Source organism: Desulfallas thermosapovorans DSM 6562 (genome assembly GCF_008124625.1).
GTDB lineage: Bacteria > Bacillota > Desulfotomaculia > Desulfotomaculales > Desulfallaceae > Sporotomaculum > Sporotomaculum thermosapovorans.
Genome location: NZ_VNHM01000001.1, coordinates 334865 through 355002 on the forward strand (window position 1 = coordinate 334865; position 20138 = coordinate 355002).

Below are 20138 nucleotides of genomic sequence, written 5' to 3' on the forward strand. Positions count from 1 at the left end.
CCTTATATGCATGCCTTTCCAGGGCACAAAAGATTATGAAAGAATTTCTTCCAGGCTTTCAACACCCGGCACCGGAATCTTCGGCACCATAGTTTTCTACCCAGTTTTGGATGACAGCCCAGATTTCCTCTTTGCCCTGGCCGGTTACGGCGGAAAAAAGTATTAGCGGGGCACTTGCGGGCAACTGAAGGTTTTTACGTATCATTGCCAAATTTTGTATAGCTCGTCCCCGGCTCAACTTATCCGCCTTGGTGGCCACCACCAAAGTTGGAATATGATAAGTTGACAACCAGTGGTACATCTGCTGGTCATCTGCCGTAGGTTTATGCCGTACATCCACCAGCAATATTAGGCCGCGTAATTGCTCCCGCCTGGCCAGGTAATCCTCAATCATTTTACCCCACCGGGCTTTAACCCGGACCGGTACTTTGGCAAAACCATAGCCGGGCAAATCCACCAGGTAAAACATATCATTAATGGAAAAAAAGTTAATCAACTGAGTTCTACCGGGCGTATTACTGGTGCGAGCCAGTCGCCTGCGGCTTACCAGGTTATTTAACAGGCTGGACTTCCCCACATTGGAGCGACCGGCCAGGGCCACCTCGGGGCGACTCCCGGCCGGGCATTTATCCAGTCCCGTAGCACTGGTTACAAATTCAGCTGAAGTTATTTTCATTGGGTAGCTCGGTTCCTCCATCGGACTCCATAATGTTTCCATATGGTACCCGGGGCGGTGGTTCTATTTGCTCAGTCTCAGGTGGAACCTCCAATTCCCGCAGTGCAATCTTAAGCACTTCATCCATATGGCCTACAGTCACCAATTCCAGCTGTTTTTTAATATTGTTGGGTATTTCCTCAATATCTTTACGGTTATCAACAGGCAGCAGTACTGTTTTTATACCGGCGCGGTGCGCAGCCAGCACCTTTTCTTTGAGCCCGCCGATGGGCAGCACCCGCCCCCGCAGCGTAATCTCACCGGTCATGGCCACATCATGACGCACCCGGCGACCGGTCAGTGCCGAAGCCAGGGCCACCGCCATGGTTATACCGGCGGAGGGACCATCCTTGGGAATAGCTCCCTCAGGAACGTGGACGTGGATATCATACTGGTCAAACATTTCTTCTTTAATACCCAGTTCCGCGGCCCGGCTACGCACATAGCTATAACTGGCCTGGGCTGATTCTTTCATTACATCGCCCAGTTTACCGGTCAGGGTTAGTTTGCCTTTGCCCTTGTAGGTGGTTATTTCAATGGCCAGCGTGTCACCGCCCACCTCGGTCCAGGCCAGGCCGGTGGCCACACCCACCTGGTCTTCCTGCTCTGCTATGCCGTAGCGGTATTTAGGCTTGCCCAGGAATTGTTCCAGGTTTTGCACGGTTACCTTAACCTTTTCGGCCTTACCGGATACAATCTGTTTGGCTACCTTGCGGCATAAAGAGGCAATATTGCGTTCCAAATTACGCACGCCGCTTTCCCTGGTGTATTCCCGGATAACTCGCCGAATGGTGTTTTCAGATATATGCACCATCTCGTTGTTTAGCCCATGCTCTTTAATTTGTTTGGGAAGCAGGTGACGTATGGCAATTTGCAATTTCTCTTCTTCAGTGTAGCCCGAAATATGAATTATCTCCATCCGGTCCAACAGCGGCCTGGGGATATTATGTTGAACATTGGCCGTGGTAATGAACATAACATTGCTCAGGTCATAGGGCGCTTCAATGTAGTGGTCACTAAAAGTGTTGTTCTGTTCGGGATCCAGCACTTCCAGCAGCGCCGATGACGGGTCGCCGCGGAAATCAGTGCTCATCTTGTCGATTTCATCCAGCAAGAATACCGGGTTCTTCGAACCCGCAGTTTTCATACCCTGGATAATACGCCCGGGCATAGCACCCACATAAGTGCGGCGGTGTCCCCGGATCTCGGCTTCATCCCGCACGCCGCCCAGGGAAATGCGCACGAATTTGCGCTCCAGGGCACGGGCGATGGAACGGCCCAGTGAAGTTTTACCCACGCCGGGCGGCCCCACAAAGCAAATAATGGGCCCCTTCATTTTCTTGGCCAGCTTGCGAATGGCCAGGTATTCCAGGATACGCTCCTTAACGATTTTCAGACCGTAATGGTCTTCATCCAGTATCGTCTCGGCCATATTGATGTCCAACCGGTCCCTGGTGCTTTTGGACCAGGGCAGGGATAAAAGCCAATCCAGGTAGTTACGCACCACTGCAGACTCAGCAGCCATGGGGGGCATTTTTTCCAGCCGCTCCACTTCCTTGAGGGCTTTTTCCTCCACTTCCTTGGGCAGCTTGGCCTTGGCGATTTTTTCCCTCAGTTCCTCGCCCTCGGCTATGCGGTCTTCCTTATCACCAAGTTCCCGCTGGATGGCCTTTATTTGCTCCCGCAGGTAGTATTCTTTCTGGGTTTTTTCCATTTGTTTGCGCACACGAACATTGATTTTGCGCTCCATTTCCACAATTTCCAGTTCTCTGGCCACAATAGAGCATAATTTCTCCAATCGCTTTGCTATATCAATGGCTTCCAGCACGGATTGTTTATCTTCTATGCGCAAAGTCAAATGTGAGGCAACTATATCAGCCAAACGTCCCGGGTCATCGATATTAACCACCGTGACCACGGTTTCCGGCGGAATTTTTTTGCTCAACTTAACGTACTGCTCAAACTGGGTAACCAGATTGCGCATTAGAGCTTCCACCTGGGGACTTTTATCAAATTCTTCTGTATACTGATCCACTTCAACACTGAAGAAAGGCTCGCTGCTGATATATTTATTAATTTTCGCCCTGGCAATCCCCTCAACCAAAACCCTGATTGTGCCACCGGGCAGTTTCAACAACTGTTTTACCTCGGCAACGGTACCGGTGCTATAGATATCTGTTTCAACGGGGTCGTCTGTCTGGGCCTCCTTTTGGGTGGCCAGGAAAATAACCCTTTCCTTGACCATAGCTTCTTCTATCGCTTGAACTGATTTCTCCCGACCCACATCCAGGTGAATAACCATATAAGGGAAAACCAGTATTCCCCTTAAGGGTAACAGAGGTAACACCCGCTTTTTTATCGGATTCATGGAGCACCTCCTTCGATGTAGTAATGCATGGGCACAAATCCACAGTTCATTCTAACACACCACAAAGGGTATCGCCATAGCAATAAGTGACATAGTAACGAAAAACTGTGCACGTAGGCGATCTTCCGCATATTTACACTGATTATCTGCTAATTTTAGCCTTCAATAACTTTCTTTACCCCCGGTTTGCCATAAAGAGTTTGTCTGAAAAGTAGTTTTGGTGCCGGGCTGACACTCGCCCGTTACCGTTGCTCCGGTGGCAGGCACAAAATTACCGGCACCCAGTTTTTCTCTTTGCTGACCGCTAATAACCAGTTTCTTTTCCGATATGCGCGGTAGTAGCGCACCGTTAATAACTTCTTCCAGTGTTTCAGCCGGCAGCACTTCCAAATCCGGCATATTCCGAAACATTTCCTGGTAATTGTCTGCCGGTATAAATACTTTTTTCACGCCGGCATGCCGGGCCGCCTCCACTTTGGCCACCACGCCACCCACGGGCATAACGTAACCCCGGATGGATACCTCGCCGGTCATAGCCACTGTGTTGGAAACCGGTATACCGGTAATGGCGGAATAAACAGCAGTGGCCACCGCCACTCCGGCCGATGGGCCGTCCACCGGCGCACCGCCGGGGAAATTTACGTGCAGGTCATAATCCCGGGGGTCTACCCCCATGGTCCGCCGGAGCACGGTAAGCACATTTTCCACCGCCCCCCGGGCCATGCTTTTGCGGCGGATAGTCTTGCCCGGGCTGCCCAATTCCTCTTCATCCACTATGCCTGTAACCACCACTTTACCCTGCCCGGGTGCCGCCGGTATAGCCCCCACCTCAATTTCCAGCAATATACCCATATTGGGACCATATACCGCCAAACCATTGACCAGACCCACCTGGGGTTTGGCGGGTATTTTCTTTTCCATGCGAGGTGCATACTGGCCACTGTTGACCACCCACTCCACGTCCGCAGTTAAAATCTCTTTACGCCCCTCGGTAATGGCAATACCCGCCGCCAGCTGGATAATATTAACCGCTTCCCGGCCGCTTGTGGCATATTTCTTAATAATCTCCAGACCTTTTTCGTCCATGGTAAAACCAATTTTTTGCACAGCACCGGCGGCAATGGTTCCTATTTCCTCGGGCATAAGGGGCCGGAAGAAAATTTCCATGCACCGGGAACGGATGGCCGGCGGGATACTGTCGGGTGTACGGGTAGTAGCACCCACCATCCTGAAATCAGCCGGCAGCCCGTTTTGGAATATGTCATGTATATGCCCGGGAATGTTAGTATCTTCCGGGCTATAATAGGCGCTTTCCAACAGTACCTTGCGATCTTCCATCACTTTAAGCAGTTTATTCATTTGTATGGGATGCAGTTCCCCTATTTCATCAATAAATAATATGCCGCCATGGGCTTTGGTTACCGCTCCCGGCTTGGGCTGCGGTATGCCGGCCACGCCCATGGGCCCTGCACCCTGATAAATGGGATCATGCACCGAGCCGATAAGGGGGTCGGCTATGCCCCGCTCATCAAAACGGGCGGTGGTGGCATCCACTTCGATAAACTTGGCGTCCTCCTTAAAGGGAGAAGCGGGATTTTTTTTGGCCTCTTCCAGCACCAGCCGGGCCGCCGCTGTTTTACCCACCCCGGGGGGACCATATACAATTACGTGCTGGGGATTGGGACCACACAGCGCCGCCTTTAGAGACTTCAAACCTTCGGACTGCCCGATTATTTCATCAAAATTTCCGGGTCTGGTTCTTTCGGCTAAAGGTTCGGAAAGGGATATCTGCCGCAAGTTCTGTAATTTTTCCAATTCTCTACGGGATTCCCTTTCCACCACCGATTTATTGCCCTGTTGAGCTTTAAGTAAATTCCAAAAATATAATCCGATTATTACAGCAAAAAAAACCTGAATAAAAGTAATAAAGCTGGCTACGCCGCTGGAAAAATCCACCATAGATACCTCCCCTGATACTGCCGCACTGGCTATTATTGCCTTTATTTATCATATATTATTACTATCTTTTACATATTTTATCCGACAGCGTGAATTGTCTTTTTTTATCGCAATATAGTATGAAGTTTGTTAATACCAATGGCAGGGAAAAGGGGTTTCTTTGTCCAATTAACAAACACAATTAAGGGGGCCGCCGGATGAACCAGTTTAGTTTTTACACTTTAAATGAATGCATTGGCGAGGCAGTGTACGTGAAGGACCTCCAGGATAACCTGGTATATGCAAACAAAGCTACGGAGAACATCACCAAATGGCCTGCAAAATTTTTATTAAATAAAAAATGTTATGATATATTTCCCGGTGTAAAGGGGGATTGTAGATTTAGTTGCCCGGTAAAAAGGGTAATCACCGGAGAAGCTCCCCACCCGTGCGTATTCAACAGAACCATACTGACCGCTGAAGCTAAAATCCGCCATTTACAAATTGCCGCCTACCCGTTTATAGATAATGGCCGGTTAAAGGGAAGTATTTTAATTGCCCGGGACATTACCACCCTGCATCAATACGAAGAAACACTGCAAAGGGAGAGCTTAAAACGCAAACAACTGGAACAATACATAAATCGCACCGAAGTTATGTACCAGGCTATTTTTGAGCATACCGGCACTGCCATGCTGGTTATTGAGAACGACCGCACTATCAGCATGATCAACCGCGAATTGGAACGCATTACCGGGTATACCCGGGCTGAATTGGTAGACGGCAAGAGAAAATGGGATGAATTCGTGCACCCCGGCGACCGGGAAAAAATGCTCGCTTATCACTCGTCCAGGAGGAGTAAGGGTAATAAGACACCCGACCATTATGAATTCAGGCTCATCCACGCCAGTGGCGCGGTTCTGGAAGTTTTCTTCACCATCGGCATGATTCCGGGCACCCAGCAAAGCATCGGTTCCATTATTGATATTACCGAGCGCAAACAAACCGAGCGGGCATTACAGGAATCCGAAGAAAAATATCGATTACTTCTGGAAAATATTGAGGATGTTTTCTATGAGGTTGATCTTGCCGGTAATTTTACCTTTGTCAACGAGTCGGTCTACCGGGTATTCGGGTTCAAAAGAGAAGAATTGATCGGCCGCAATTACCGTGAACTGGTGGATCAAGAAAACGCCTGCAAGGCCTTTGCCGCCTATAACAAGGTGTTTTCAACAGGGGTGCCGGAACGTGGCTTTTCCTGGGCCATTATCCGCCCGGACGGGGAAAAAAGGGACCTGGAGGTTTCAGTTTCCCCCATCCGTGACCCCAAAGGCCAAATTTGCGGTTTCAGGGGTACCGCCCGGGACATCACCGAGCGCAAGAAAACAGAGGACCGCCTGCGTTTTCTGAGCTTGCATGATGCCTTGACCGGGCTGTACAATCGTAATTATTTTGAAGAGGAAATGCATCGCCTGGTTAAGGGACGCCAGTTCCCTGTTTCATTGATCTGCGCTGATGTGGACGGGCTTAAACAGGTTAATGATTCTTTGGGCCACAAAAAGGGTGATGAATTACTGGTTAGCACAGCAACGATTATTAAAAATGCACTGCGTGCCTCTGATGTGGTAGCCAGAGTGGGCGGCGATGAATTCGTTATAATTTTGCCCCAGTCGGACCTGGACGCCGCTGAGAGTGCCTGCCGGCGTATCAGGGATTCCATCGCACAGTATAACCGTCAAAAACCGGATTTGCCCATCAGTATATCCCTGGGTTGTGCCACGGCCCAAACAGGCAAAGACATGGCTAATTTATACAAACTGGCCGACGATAATATGTACCGGGAGAAGATGCTAAAGCACAACAGCACCCGGCGCAGCATGCTGACCCCACCGGGAAAATGTGATTGCAACGGGGCACAATAATTACCGGTAAAAACCGCATAAAAAAATGCCACCCTAAAGGTGGCATTTTTTTATGCGGATTCTTCTTTCTTTTTTTTGCGCTCCATGGAAATAATGATCGGCTTTTCCTTATTCAGTATAGTGTCCTTGGTAATAATGCACTTGGCGATATCCTGCCGGGAAGGAATGTCATACATTATATCCAGCATGATATCTTCAAGTATGGATCTGAGGCCCCGGGCTCCGGTTTTACGGCGTAACGCCTCCTGGGCAATGGTCCTCAGGGCATCACCCTGGAATTCCAGACTAACACCATCTAGATCCAGTAACTTTTCATATTGTTTGACCAGGGCATTGCGCGGCTCGGTAAGAATGCGCACCAGCGTCTCTTCATCCAGCGCATCCAGGGTAACTATAACCGGCAAACGCCCCACAAATTCGGGGATCAACCCGTAACGCAGCAGGTCTTCGGGCAATATATGGGATAATATTTCGCCGATACGCATTTCCTGTTTGGGCTTGATTTCGGCACCAAAACCCATTACCTTTTGACCGGTGCGGTTTTGGATAATCTTTTCAATGCCATCGAAAGCACCACCGCAGATAAACAAGATGTTGGTGGTATCAAGCTGAATGAATTCCTGGTGCGGGTGTTTGCGACCACCCTGGGGTGGCACGCTGGCCACTGTGCCCTCCAGTATCTTCAACAAGGCCTGCTGCACACCCTCACCTGAAACATCCCGGGTAATGGACGGGTTTTCAGACTTGCGAGCAATTTTATCAATTTCATCAATATAGACGATGCCCCGCTCGGCTTTTTCCACATCATAATCGGCCGCCTGAATCAACTTCAGCAAAATATTTTCCACATCTTCGCCCACGTAACCGGCCTCGGTGAGCGATGTAGCGTCGGCTATGGCAAAGGGAACGTTCAGTAATCTGGCCAGCGTCTGGGCCAGCAGGGTTTTCCCGCTGCCGGTGGGGCCCAGCATTACAATGTTGCTCTTTTGCAATTCCACATCATCAATTTTGCCGCCCAGGTTAATTCTCTTGTAGTGATTGTATACAGCCACAGCCAATGACCTTTTAGCACTTTCCTGCCCAATGACATACTGATCCAGTACCTCTTTTATTTCCTTTGGCTTGGGAATATCCCCGAGATCCAGACCGATATCCTCGTTTAATTCTTCTTCGATGATTTCATTACATAGTTCAATGCACTCATCGCAAATGTAAACACCCGGCCCGGCCACGAGTTTTTTCACTTGATCCTGGAGCTTGCCGCAAAAGGAGCATTTTAGCTGACCTTTTTCATTAAACATAATTCCACCTCTTTTAGCTTTGCTTGGCCCTCACAAATACCTTATCTATGAGGCCGTACTCTTTTGCCTCTTCAGCCGACATAAAGAAGTCACGTTCCGTATCCCGGGCCACCCTATCCTTGGGCTGGCCGGTATGTTTGGCCAGCAGTTCATTCAAGGTATCCTTCATGCGCAATATCTCTCTGGCATGGATATCAATATCCGTTGCCTGACCCTGCACGCCGCCCAGCGGTTGGTGAATCATTATTCTGGCGTAGGGGAGTGCATAACGCTTGCCGGGTGCACCGGCGGCCAGTAAAAATGAACCCATACTGGCTGCCTGGCCGAGGCAAATGGTGGATACATCGGGCTTGACATACTGCATGGTGTCGTATATAGCCATGCCCGCCGTTACCACCCCGCCGGGCGAATTAATATAAACATTAATATCTTTTTCAGGATCTTCTGCTTCCAAAAACAATAGCTGGGCGATAACCAGGTTAGAAACAGTATCATCAATGGGACCGCCGATAAAGACAATCCGATCCTTTAAAAGCCTGGAATAAATATCATAGGATCTCTCACCCCGGTTGGTCTGCTCAACCACAATGGGAACAAGGTAAGACACTCGGATCTCCTCCTAATTATTAGTCGGAATTCGTTGCGAACATATCAATAGAAATATCCCTTACGCTAATAACTTATTCTTGGGCCTCTTGGTTTGTGTCCTCAACCAGTTTGGCCCGCTCGGCGATAAAATCAATGGTTTTCTGCTGCTGCAAACCTTCCCGGATAAATTCAATCTGATTCCGTCCTTCTAGTATTTTGCGCAAAACACCGGGATCCTGCTGGTAATTTTCTGCCATCCTGGCAATTTCCTTTTCCAAATCTTCATCGCTTACTTCAATGGCTTCTTTTTTAGCAATGGCCTCCAGCACCAGGGTTGTCTTTACACCCCTTCTGGCATCATCACGGAAACTTTTTTTCAAATCGTCAATGCTTGAATTGGTATATTTTAGGTAATTCTCCATGTTCAAGCCCTGGGATAAAAGACGTCTTTCCATGTTATCCAACATTTCCTCAACCCGGGTGTCCACCATTTCTTCGGGGATATCCACCGTCGCGTTCCCCACGGCCTTTTGTACCGCTTCACCCTTAATCTGCTGCTCGGCTTGCTTTTCAGCGGCTTCTTTTAACTTATTCAACAGGTCGTTCCTTAATTCCTCCAGGGTATCAAATTCACTGACATCCTTGGCAAATTCATCATCCAAAGCAGCTAATTCTTTCCGCTTGATACCCTTTACAGTTACTGTAAATACGGCTTCCTGACCCTTGAGGTCTTCATTCGGGTAATCCTCCGGGAAGGTTACGGTGATATCCCTGGTTTCTCCCACGCCGGCTCCGATAAGCTGGTCCTCGAAACCCGGTACAAAAGTGCCCGAGCCGATCTCCAGGGAATAATCTGTTCCCTTACCGCCTTCAAATTCAACACCGTCCTTGCGCCCGGTGAAGTCAATAATCGCTAGATCGCCACTGGCCACAGCACCCTCCTCTACATTAATTAATTGAGCGTGTCTTTCCTGCAGTTTGGCCAGTTCTTTATCCACATCCTTTTCATCAATGTCCGCCTTGGGCTTGGTTACTTCAAGACCGCTGTACTGCCCCAGTTCAACCTCGGGCTTAACACGCACGGTGGCTTTAAATTTTACAGCCTTGCCTTCTTCCATTTGTTCAATTTCAAGCTGGGGCTGGGAAACCGGTTCAATACCAGTTTCATCTACAGCCTTCATATAAGCTTCAGGAATGACATATTCCACAGCCTCATTATAAAGGGCGGCTTTGCCGACATAATTTTCAAATACCACCCGCGGTGTTTTTCCCTTGCGAAATCCGGGTACATGTACATCTTTGACCAATTTGCGATATGCTTGATCAAGAGCTTTGGCCAACTGTTCTGCATCAACTTCCACGTCAAGTACTACTGTATTGTTCTCCAGCTTTTCCGCGGTCGCTTTCATTAATGCTCCCCCTTTTAAGTTGTCGTATGTAATGTTTTCCATGGCTAGTACTATTTTATCCAAAACCAGCGCAATTACAAATAGTATTCTACCGCCATGCAATAATTTCCTTCAGTGGCGTTGGTAATATAATAACATTTACAAATAAATAGCCGGTTTTATAACCCGGCAATCTTTTAAGGTTATATTCTAGCATGATTCCGGCAAAATAACAAGGTAACATGCATTAAATTATTGTTTAAATATCACCTAGCATTATTAAGTAAACATGTTGACGTTGCATTGGAAATATGCAATAATTCTTTCAAGTGAATTGAAGGATATTCCAAATATTAGAGAATGAGGGAAGGACTGCGGGCGAAAGATATTATTTTTATTATAAATGTTTAAAATATTTATAAGTGTTTAAAATATTATTGATGAAAATTAAAATTTAGCCGCATATAAAATACAATATTATTCCAAGGAGGTTGGTAAAATGGCTAATGTAGTTTCTCCAATGGTAGGAAAACTGGTTTCCGTTGATGTTAAGGTGGGCGATAAGGTTAAGGCCAATGACCCGGTGGCCACCATCGAAGCAATGAAAATGATGGTTAAGATTTATGCTCCCTCCGACGGCACCGTGCAGGAGATCAAGGTAGCGGCTGGCGATGTTGTAAACACCGACACTGTGATTATGACCCTGGAGTAATAAAACCGGTAAGCACACCTATCCGGGATCGTTTTACGAATCACATTTTTTGGAATTATCCCGCTAATACAGGACACCGCCACGAAGCGGTGTCCTTTTTACTTTTTCCTACCTTGCTTCCTACTCTACGCTCCAACAAGCAGACGCGATATATAAACTTGCTTACTACCACCATCATTTACACACACCAAATCAACTGTCCACAATGCATACAAAGTTAAATTTTACCTGTACACTATTTGCCCTGTAAAATACCCGACAAGCCCGCATTTCCACCGCTGCTCGCCAAAACTCGGTACACAAGTATAACACCTGGCATATTTTTTGCGATTGTAATTATATAACTAACTGTACCCAAAAGTATACAATCATTATCCGGTAAATTTATCCAGCCAGTGAAGAAGGGAGTATAAAAATGCGTCAAACTGTTATTGTCAGCGCGGCCAGAACCCCGTTCGGCAAATTTGGCGGCGCACTCAAAACATTAAAGGCCACCAAGCTGGGCGGTATTACCATCGCAGAAGCTGTGAAGCGGGCAGGGGTGGACGGCGCAGAGGTAGATAACGTAATATTCGGCCAGGTACTCCAGGGCGGCTGCGGGCAAATTCCCTCCAGACAAGCCACCCGGGAAGCAGGCTTACCCTGGGAAATCCCCTCGGAAACCATAAATAAAGTTTGCGCCTCGGGGCTGCGGGCCGTCACCATGGGTGACCAGATGATCCGGGCCGGTGACGCCGATATTATTGTTGCGGGCGGCATGGAAAGCATGAGCAATGCCCCCTATTTTGTGCCCAACGCTCGCTGGGGCTTGCGCATGTTCGATACTAAATTTATTGATTTGATGGTTCACGATGGTTTATGGTGCTCTTTTTATGACCGCCATATGGCCATCCACGGCGGTGAAGTGGCCATTGAATACGGAGTCAGCCGCGAAGAACAGGACGAGTGGGCGCTGCGCAGCCACCAGTTGGCTATATCCGCCATGGAAAGCGGTCGTCTTAAAGATGAGATTGTGCCCGTTCAGATACCCCAAAAGAAAGGTGACGCCAAAGTGGTGGATACCGATGAAGGCCCCCGGCGTGACACCAGCCTGGAGGCGCTACGCAAACTCCCGCCGGTATTCGATCCCAAGAACACGGTAACAGCAGGTAACGCGCCCAGTGTAAACGACGGGGCCGGCGCGCTGGTGATTATGTCTGGCGAAAAAGCCCGGGAACTGGGTAAGAAGCCCATGGCCACCATCCTCGGCCACGCCTCGGTTTCACGGGATGCCAAATATATTGCCACCGTACCCGGGCTTTCCATCAATAAATTACTAAAGCAAAAGGGCATGACCATAGACCAGGTGGATTTACTGGAGGTTAACGAGGCCTTTGCCGCTGTGGCTCTGGTTAGCGGTAAAATCGCCGGCTGGAACCCCGACCGGGTCAACGTCAACGGCGGGGCCATCGCCTTCGGCCATCCCATCGGTGCCAGCGGTGCCCGTATTCTGATGACTTTGGTTTACGAGCTGCGCCGCCGGGGCGGCGGCATAGGTGTTGCCGCCATCTGCAGCGGTGCCGCCCAGGGTGATGCGATAATGGTGAAGGTTGAATAACACCACAGCTATAAGAGAGGAGTGAACTTTAGGATGCCATATATGCTTACGGATGAACAGCAAATGATGCGCGATATGGTCAGAAAACTGGCCCAAAATGAAATTGCACCCCGGGCGGCGGAAATTGACCGCACCCACCGTTTCCCCAGGGAGAACATTGAAAAAATGGCCGAACTGGGTCTGATGGGCGTACCCATACCCGAAGAATACGGCGGCGCGGGCTGTGATTTCCTATCCTATATAATCACTATTGAAGAAATATCCCGGGCCTGTGCTTCCACAGGCGTAATACTGGCTGTGCACACCTCGGTGGGCACCTTCCCCATTCTTTACTTCGGCACCGAGGAGCAAAAGCAAAAATATATTCCCAAACTGGCCTCGGGGCAGTATATCGGTGCCTTTGCCCTGACCGAACCCAACGCGGGGTCCGACCCGGCCAATCTCTCCACCACCGCCAGGTTGGAAGGAGATCACTACATCGTCAACGGCGGTAAAGTTTTCATCTCCAACGGCGGCGAAGCCAGCGTTTATGTCACCTTTGTAACCACCGATAAAAGCAAGGGGCACAAGGGTATCACCTGTTTACTTGTTGATAAAGACACACCCGGCTTTTCCATAGGCAAAACCGAAGAAAAAATGGGATTGCACGGTGATATAACCACTGAGTTAATCTTTGACAATGCCCGGGTACCCAAAGAAAATTTGCTGGGCAAGGAAGGTGAAGGCTTTAAGGTAGCCATGGCTTTGCTGGACGGCGGACGCATCGGCATTGGTGCCCAGGGTCTTGGTATCGCCCAGGCCGCCTTTGACGTAGCCAAACAATACGCCAAGGAGCGGGTGCAGTTCGGCAAACCCATAGCCAGCTTCCAGGCCATCCAGTTCATGCTGGCGGACATGGCCACCCGTATCGACTGCGCCCGCCTGTTGGTTTACCGGGCCGCCCGCATGCGCGACATGGGACTGCCCTACAGCAAAGAGGCTTCCATGGCCAAAATGTACGCCACCGACACTGCCATGGAGGTTACCACCAACGCAGTGCAAATACTGGGTGGTTATGGTTACTGCAAAGAGTATCCGGTGGAGCGCTATATGCGCGACGCCAAAATTACCCAGATTTACGAAGGCACCAATCAAATTCAGCGCCTGGTTATCGCCAAGCGGCTGCTCAATGAATAAATTGCCCGTATAAATGCGAAATCGATTCTCATGGCCGGCTTACAAGGTCATATCACTTACTGGTGGTTATAATTAAATAAGACGCATGATTTAAACATAAAAATAGGAGCTTACGGCTCCTATTTTTATGTTTAAATCTTACTTTTTCGTACAATATTGCAAACTCGCCATGAACAGGTTTTTTTGGTATACCTTAACTTGTTCACACAAAGCCAAACAGCAACATAATTTACTGTAACACACCACCTGTTGGAAGTTTGCAAAGGGAGTTGAAGGTATGGCCAATAATATCAATAATATAATGAATACTCAGGCTCAAATAACCGGCCAAAAAATAACCAACCAGTGCACTGATATCACTTACCCGCAGGTCTCCGGGCTAAAGGATAAAAACGTTCAAAACAGCATCAATGAGTTGATAAGGAAAAAGGTTGATTGGCAAATCCCCCGGGAAGGCTGCGCTGTTTACGCTGAGATTTTCGGTGAATATGAGGTAATGTTAAACCAAAAAGACCTGTTAAGCATTAACCTTCAGTTTTATACAATTAGAAAACAGGCAGCTAACGGTTTGGATGTTCAAAAATCCGTTAATGTTGACCTGCTAACAGGTAAGGACTACCAGTTATATGAGTTGTTCAAACGTGGCAGTAATTACCGCATGACCATCGACAAAATGATTGAAGAACAAATCAGGGAAAAAATTTACATCTCATAAAGGATTTCAATGGAATCACAGATTTTGAAGATTATTACCTGACTGATACTGCACTGGTAATTTATTTCCAGGAACTGGAATATACCATCCACGCCGAAGGTATTCCCGAGTTTGTCATTCCATATTCCAGAATAAAAAATCTAATTGATAAAAACGGCCCCATAGGCCGGTTGATCAATAATAAATAATTCATTTCCGATAGAAGGCTGGTCCTACAGGCTAAATTGCCTTAATATTGCCAATATTGCCAACCAGCATGTAATATCATATTATATTTACATGTAACACCATAATCGTGATAACACAATCGCAGAACAGGAGGTTTTCAACCATGCGTTTTTTTCCTTCCTGGCAGGACATGAAGGTTGGTGATAGCGTTACTTTTTACCGCACCTTTACCGAAGGGGACGTGGCCAACTTTATTGGCATAACCGGAGACTTCAACCCCATCCACCTGGACCCCGGCATAGCACGCCTTTGTGGCTTCAAAGGAAGGGTTCTGCCCGGTCTTTTAACGGGCAGTATGCTCACCCATGCCGGGGGCACTTTATTACCCGAACCGTACCCGGCGGCTAAAATGTCCTTTAGTTTTCTGGCACCGGTTTATATTGGCGAAACGGTTTGCGCCAAAGTAACTGTAACCGAAAAGGATGAGCAGAGAAATAAATTAACACTGCACTTAACCTGTACCAACCAGGAAAATGAAGTCGTCCTGGAAGCAGAAGTATCGGGAAAAATCATGCCGGTTATGACAAAAGAGAAACCTGGAACCACCCGGGGCGGTAACCATCATCCTAAACGGCATGCACCTCCCATGCGAAGCCCAAAATAAAAGCAAGCCCTGCATATCAAAACAGGGCTTGCCTTTAGTACAATTGTTGGGTATCATTAGGGCTCGACTTTTTCCTCACGCAGCAAGTATTGATGGAAAAAGTATTCCCCCACCGCCACCAACACTGCCAATAAAGCCAGCGCGGTAAAGCTTGTTTGAAACACCGGTGATATTAAGTCAATAATGTATGCCACCAGTGCGGCCATAACACCGTCACCGATTGAGGCAACGATGTTACCGTATTTGGGCAACACAACCAGGTCCCCCACGAGGTAATTCACAGCCGTACCTATAATGGCCACCCAGAGAGCCCAGGTCCATGCGTTATTATCAATAAATACCAGGGCTATACCGGCAATAACCAAAGTCATGATAAATTTAACTAAGAGTGCAGTTACAGTTTTATTCATCTTTTTTTCACCTCCGTTATGTGAATTCCATCATATAGTTTTCCCCCCATTTTTTAGTTTTAAACAAAAAAACTTCCCGCAACCAGGAAGTGAATTAAACATAATATAGCGTTCCTTATATAGCGTTCCTTCAATATATCCAGAGCTGGCAGGAGGTAAACACCAGGGTAACGAATAATACCTTTGTTCAAACATAATACTGGAGGCGACATTATGGACGTATTATCCGCCATAGGAAACACACCACTGGTGGAATTAAAATCCATTAATTCCAACTCAAAGGTAAAAATTTTTGGTAAGCTTGAAGGCAGTAACCCGGGCGGATCCGTCAAGGACCGGCCCGCCCATTACATGATTAAAAAGGCCGAAGAGTCAGGCACACTTACCAGGGATAAGATCATAATCGAACCCACCTCGGGTAACACCGGGATAGCCCTGGCCATGATTGGCGCGGCAAGGGGATACCAGGTCATGCTGGTTGTGCCCGGCTGTGTCAGCATGGAAAGGAGTCGCATTCTTCAAGCTTACGGCGCAGAAGTTATAGTAACTCCTGCGGAGGAAGGCACCGATGGCGCCATCAGAAAGGCGCATGAAATTGTTAACAGCGAACCCGATAAATATTACATGCCCAACCAGTTCAGTAATCAATACAATATACTGGCCCACTACGAGACCACCGGTCCTGAAATATATGACCAAACAAACGGGATGGTGGATGTGTTCGTTGCCGGAATGGGAACAACGGGAACCTTGATTGGCACCGGCAGATATCTCAAAGAGAAAAATCCTGCGGTGAGGATAATAGGTGTCGAACCCGTAAGGGGCCACGCCATACAGGGGCTCAAGAACATGGAGGAAGCAATAGTCCCCGAAATATATCGCCCGGAACTTTTGGACGAAAAAATCACCGTGGAGGACGATGAAGCATTCGAGACCGCAAGGATGCTGGCCACTAGGGAAGGTATTTTTGTGGGCATGTCCAGCGGGGCGGCTGTGGCAGGGGCATTGCGGATTGCCGAAAGCATGAGGTCCGGCATTATCGTTACCATTCTGCCGGACCGCGGTGACAGGTACTTGAGCACAACCCTGTTCAGGTCCATTTGCGCAAAGTGTTCGCCGTAATACAGGGTTCACACCCTACCTGCCTTTGCTGGCGTACAGTTTATTACCGCAGGCGAAATGTTGCTGCGGCGCATAACAAAGGGGCTGTTTTTTACGTCATCCTGGTGTATAAAACAAACCCCTTTGCTTTTTATGCGGGCTCCTGAAATCTATCCATAAATTACCGGTAATGTAATAACAATATCTGATCGGATTGATGTTACGAACAGCCAATCAAACATAGTTTTACAACTCCACAGGTACTTGCCCCAGCAAGATTACAGCCTGCGGCGTCACCCGGCAATTTAGCGCATATATTTCCACACCCCGGCTCCGCGCCAGGCGCAGTGCCTCCCCAAATTCAGGATCACGCCGGTCATGGGGTGAAAAATGCCCGCCATCTTCTCTTTGTACCACGAAAAAAACTGCCGCCCTGTAACCCTCACTCGTCGCTGAGGCCAATTCGGTGAGGTGCCTGGCGCCGCGGGCGGTGGGGGCGTCCGGAAAAAGGGCCTTACCCCTTTCCACCAGCGTGACGGACTTTACCTCCACAAGGCATTGTTTTTCGAAACCGGAAAGTAAAAAATCTATACGCCCTTCTCGGTAGGAGAATTCACGCCGGATTGTCTGATAGCCTGAAAATCCGGGTATCAATTCATCTTTGAAAGCCTGGTACAACAGCCGGTTGGGTAAAAGCGAGTCTATGGATACCAAAATATTACCGTATTCCACCAATAACAACTTGAATTCTGTACGGCGTTGCAGCGCCGCAGCGGGTGCCAGGTATACCAGTGTACCCGGCACCAGAAGTTCCTGCATCCGGCCGGAACTGGGTACATGAGCCAGCGCTTCGCGCCCGTTTACCTTAACCAGAGCCACGAACCGGTTTAAACGTTTGATGAATTTACCTGCCACCATCCCTGCGGGCATCGCTATTTTGCTTAACACCGTTTCACAACCTTGTCAATTCTTCCCTGTTATCAAACAACCTGCTTATTTACCACCAAAGGTCAACCTTACAGCCTCCATGAAATCTACCGCATCATGGCTCACTGCAGTATCAAAGTTGGTATCCAGGTGGCGATACAGCATTTCCCGCGTCATCCTAACGGCGTGTTCTTTCTTAGAAGCCAGGTCCCGGGCAATTTCCATGGCGGTATCCATCAGTTGAGCATCGGGCACAACTCTGGTAACATAGCCCATTTCCAAAGCCTCCCGGGCGCCAATAGTCCGGGCAGTCAGGCAGAGATCCATAGCCCGCCCAAAGCCAATAATGCGAGGAAGCATGTAGGGACTTGCGAATTCAGGCACAACTCCAATATGGGTAAAGCGGAAGCAAATTTTGGCGCTTTCGGAAGCAATTCTAATATCGCACATCAGCGGTAAGGTTGCTCCCATACCTACCGCGGCCCCGTTTATCGCCGCAATAATGGGTTTTTTATACCGGCGCATCAATGCAATTTGACTGCCGACACCACCGCTGGATAGCGAGGATTTAAAACCGTCCGCACCTGCACTGAACGATTTTAGATCGGTACCCGAGCTAAAGGCGGGTGGCGTTCCGGTGATAATCACTACTCGGATGGAATCGTCATCGTTTACCTTCTCCAGAACCCGCAGGTATTCATCATGCATCTGCCGGTTCCAGGCGTTACGTACTTCAGGTCGATTCATAGTTAAAATTAAAATAGAATCTTTAACTTCATAAAGAAAACACTCCAAATTCACTTATCATCTCTCCTTGTGCATAAAATCTTTCACTCACCGCCATTTCGAAGCCCGCACTGCCCATTTGGGCGGTCAATTTTTTATTCCCCGTGGAGAGAAGAATTTTCATGTTCTCCACCGGGCTTGGTGCTGAATTTATTTGTCCCCCAGACGCCAATTAGCACTACTATTCCGCCCAATCCCTGCCATAAACCAAAGTATTCATTCAGGAATATGGCCCCGGCCAGTACTGATACGATAGGCGTTAAGTTCATGAATACTGACACCCTTGGTGCGGGCAATTTGGATAAAGCATAATTTAATAAGAAAAAAGCAACAACTGATGAAAGTATACCCAGATATAATAAGGACCAAATAGCGGTGGGATTTTGTAATGCAGCAGCATAGCCAACTAACCCGTCAAACATATAATTCTGAAACAATCCCAGCACGTTAAAAACCAGTGCCCCCGACCACATCATAACAAATGTGATTTCTATTGGAGTGTGGCTGCCGGCAGCTTTCCTGGAAAATATATTATAAAAGCCGGCAGATATAACTGCGCAAAAAAGTAAACCAATTCCTAAATTATGTTCTGGTGCATTATTTTGTCCCCCCGCTTCGCCGCTTATCGTCATCATAATGACCCCTAAAACGGCAGCACCAATATAAAATGCCTGTTTATATGTAACACGTTCCTTTAATATAAGAAATGACAGGAATGTCACCGCCACCGGCACTAACGCAATAACTATGCCTGATTCGGAAGCTGTAGTATTCTTGACTCCATAAGTTTCACAGACAAAATAAATGACCGGCTGCCACAATGATATACCAATCAAAGCAGGTATATTGGAAAAACGAAGGTTAAGCTTGATTATCTTTATTAACACCAGAAAGGTTAAGGTAACAGCTGCCAGGGCAAACCTTAGCCCCAGCAGTTGAAATGGGTTTAAATAAAAAAGCGCGCTTTTGGTGAAAAAAAAAGAAAAGCCAAAAATTATGGCTACCGTTATTGCGGCCGCCGTAGATGAATATTTGTTTAACATTGTCCAGTACTCCGCCCAAAATTAGAGCTATCACAAAAAAAGAATTGGTAACGATAAAGTATTCAACACAAGCTTGGAATTTCCTCTCCGTATAATACTTGGTAACAATTTTACTCATTTCTTCTTTAATAGTTTTATTACTTTTTTACATATATCTGCGCATTTGAAAAGCCCCCTGGCATAGATACCAAGGGGGCTCATTAAAAATTAATTCCGGCAACTACCTACTCTCCCGGGGCATAAGCCCAAGTACCATCGGCCTTAGAGAGCTTAACTTTCCGTGTTCGGGATGGGAACGGGTGTATCCTCTCCAGTATGGTCACCGGAAAACTTATTAGACGTTTGAGTTTAGAGATTGGAAATTGGATAACCAAACTCCTTATCCCTTCAAAACTGCACAGCGATTTGTTTTTTTAAAGCCCAGGCTTTTTCACTTTAGTTGGATTATCCTTGGCGCTAGTAGTCTTTCCAACTTCTAACCTCCAATTTCCAACCTCCGCCTTTTGCTGGTCAAGCCCTCGACCTATTAGTACCGGTCCGCTGAACACATTGCTGTGCTTGCACGCCCGGCCTATCTACCTGGTAGTCTACCAGGGGTCTTACTCCACTGGCTGGATGG

The 20138-nt window shown here is 47.9% G+C and carries 18 protein-coding genes and 2 rRNA genes; 8 read left to right on the top strand and 12 right to left on the bottom strand.

From position 1 onward, the window contains the following. Positions 1–58: 58 nt before the first annotated feature. From yihA to lonB, 3 genes are all read right to left on the bottom strand, one after another. Positions 59–676, bottom strand: coding sequence for a ribosome biogenesis GTP-binding protein YihA/YsxC (gene yihA, locus LX24_RS01660; RefSeq protein ID WP_166510388.1), 618 nt, complete (start codon positions 674–676; stop codon positions 59–61). Further along, on the bottom strand, positions 657–3083 hold the full coding sequence (gene lon, locus LX24_RS01665) for an endopeptidase La (protein ID WP_166510389.1): 2427 nt from the start codon (positions 3081–3083) through the stop codon (positions 657–659). Before lon ends, yihA begins: the two co-directional genes overlap by 20 nt. 162 nt (positions 3084–3245) lie before the next feature. Continuing rightward, the gene (gene lonB, locus LX24_RS01670) at positions 3246–5042 is read right to left on the bottom strand and encodes an ATP-dependent protease LonB (RefSeq protein ID WP_166510390.1); all 1797 of its coding nucleotides are present in this window, start codon (positions 5040–5042) and stop codon (positions 3246–3248) included. Between the two features lie 197 nt (positions 5043–5239). Between lonB and LX24_RS01675 the strand changes: the two genes are divergently transcribed. Continuing rightward, a complete protein-coding gene (locus LX24_RS01675; RefSeq protein ID WP_166510391.1) occupies positions 5240–6943 on the top strand; it encodes a PAS domain S-box protein in 1704 nt (567 codons plus the stop codon). A 50-nt stretch (positions 6944–6993) separates the two neighbouring features. Here the strand turns inward: LX24_RS01675 and clpX are convergent, their stop codons facing one another. The 3 genes from clpX to tig form a co-directional block, all read right to left on the bottom strand. After that, positions 6994–8244, bottom strand: a complete 1251-nt coding sequence (gene clpX / locus LX24_RS01680) for an ATP-dependent Clp protease ATP-binding subunit ClpX (protein ID WP_166510392.1) — start codon at positions 8242–8244, stop codon at positions 6994–6996. 13 nt (positions 8245–8257) lie between these two features. Next, a complete protein-coding gene (clpP, locus tag LX24_RS01685) occupies positions 8258–8851 on the bottom strand; it encodes an ATP-dependent Clp endopeptidase proteolytic subunit ClpP (RefSeq protein WP_166510393.1) in 594 nt (197 codons plus the stop codon). A gap of 73 nt (positions 8852–8924) precedes the next feature. Next, positions 8925–10241, bottom strand: a complete 1317-nt coding sequence (tig, locus tag LX24_RS01690) for a trigger factor (protein ID WP_166510394.1) — start codon at positions 10239–10241, stop codon at positions 8925–8927. Positions 10242–10719: 478 nt separating this feature from the next. On the opposite strand from tig, the gene LX24_RS01695 reads away from it, so the two are divergent. The 6 genes from LX24_RS01695 to LX24_RS01720 all read left to right on the top strand — a co-directional run bounded on the left by LX24_RS01695 (position 10720) and on the right by LX24_RS01720 (position 15252). Next, a complete protein-coding gene (locus LX24_RS01695; RefSeq protein WP_166510395.1) occupies positions 10720–10932 on the top strand; it encodes a biotin/lipoyl-containing protein in 213 nt (70 codons plus the stop codon). A 415-nt stretch (positions 10933–11347) separates the two neighbouring features. Further along, positions 11348–12529 carry an acetyl-CoA C-acetyltransferase gene (locus LX24_RS01700; RefSeq protein ID WP_166510396.1) on the top strand — a complete coding sequence of 394 codons (1182 nt, stop codon included), beginning with the start codon at positions 11348–11350 and terminating at the stop codon, positions 12527–12529. A gap of 33 nt (positions 12530–12562) precedes the next feature. Further along, positions 12563–13705: an acyl-CoA dehydrogenase gene (locus LX24_RS01705; protein ID WP_166510397.1), complete on the top strand. Its 1143-nt coding sequence runs from the start codon at positions 12563–12565 to the stop codon at positions 13703–13705. 277 nt (positions 13706–13982) lie between these two features. After that, a complete protein-coding gene (locus tag LX24_RS01710) occupies positions 13983–14420 on the top strand; it encodes a DUF4163 domain-containing protein (protein WP_166510398.1) in 438 nt (145 codons plus the stop codon). Continuing rightward, a complete protein-coding gene (locus LX24_RS15280; RefSeq protein WP_166510435.1) occupies positions 14417–14608 on the top strand; it encodes an RsiV family protein in 192 nt (63 codons plus the stop codon). Before LX24_RS01710 ends, LX24_RS15280 begins: the two co-directional genes overlap by 4 nt. A gap of 143 nt (positions 14609–14751) precedes the next feature. After that, on the top strand, positions 14752–15252 hold the full coding sequence (locus LX24_RS01720) for a MaoC family dehydratase (protein WP_166510399.1): 501 nt from the start codon (positions 14752–14754) through the stop codon (positions 15250–15252). Between the two features lie 56 nt (positions 15253–15308). On the opposite strand, the gene LX24_RS01725 is transcribed toward LX24_RS01720, so the two are convergent. Beyond that, positions 15309–15662: a DUF2512 family protein gene (locus LX24_RS01725; RefSeq protein ID WP_166510400.1), complete on the bottom strand. Its 354-nt coding sequence runs from the start codon at positions 15660–15662 to the stop codon at positions 15309–15311. A 213-nt stretch (positions 15663–15875) separates the two neighbouring features. Between LX24_RS01725 and cysK the strand changes: the two genes are divergently transcribed. Beyond that, complete coding sequence (cysK, locus tag LX24_RS01730; protein WP_166510401.1) at positions 15876–16784, top strand: cysteine synthase A; 909 nt, start codon at positions 15876–15878, stop codon at positions 16782–16784. Positions 16785–17009: 225 nt separating this feature from the next. Here cysK and sfsA read toward each other — a convergent pair whose 3' ends face one another. The 5 genes from sfsA to LX24_RS01755 form a co-directional block, all read right to left on the bottom strand. Further along, complete coding sequence (gene sfsA / locus LX24_RS01735) at positions 17010–17711, bottom strand: DNA/RNA nuclease SfsA (protein WP_243131566.1); 702 nt, start codon at positions 17709–17711, stop codon at positions 17010–17012. 45 nt (positions 17712–17756) lie between these two features. Beyond that, the gene (locus LX24_RS01740) at positions 17757–18491 is read right to left on the bottom strand and encodes an enoyl-CoA hydratase/isomerase family protein (RefSeq protein ID WP_166510402.1); all 735 of its coding nucleotides are present in this window, start codon (positions 18489–18491) and stop codon (positions 17757–17759) included. 80 nt (positions 18492–18571) lie between these two features. Beyond that, on the bottom strand, positions 18572–19519 hold the full coding sequence (locus LX24_RS01745; RefSeq protein ID WP_166510403.1) for a DMT family transporter: 948 nt from the start codon (positions 19517–19519) through the stop codon (positions 18572–18574). Positions 19520–19730: 211 nt separating this feature from the next. Then, positions 19731–19846: ribosomal RNA gene (gene rrf, locus LX24_RS01750) — 5S ribosomal RNA — on the bottom strand. Between the two features lie 179 nt (positions 19847–20025). Beyond that, positions 20026–20138 (bottom strand): 23S ribosomal RNA (locus LX24_RS01755); the annotation flags it as partial.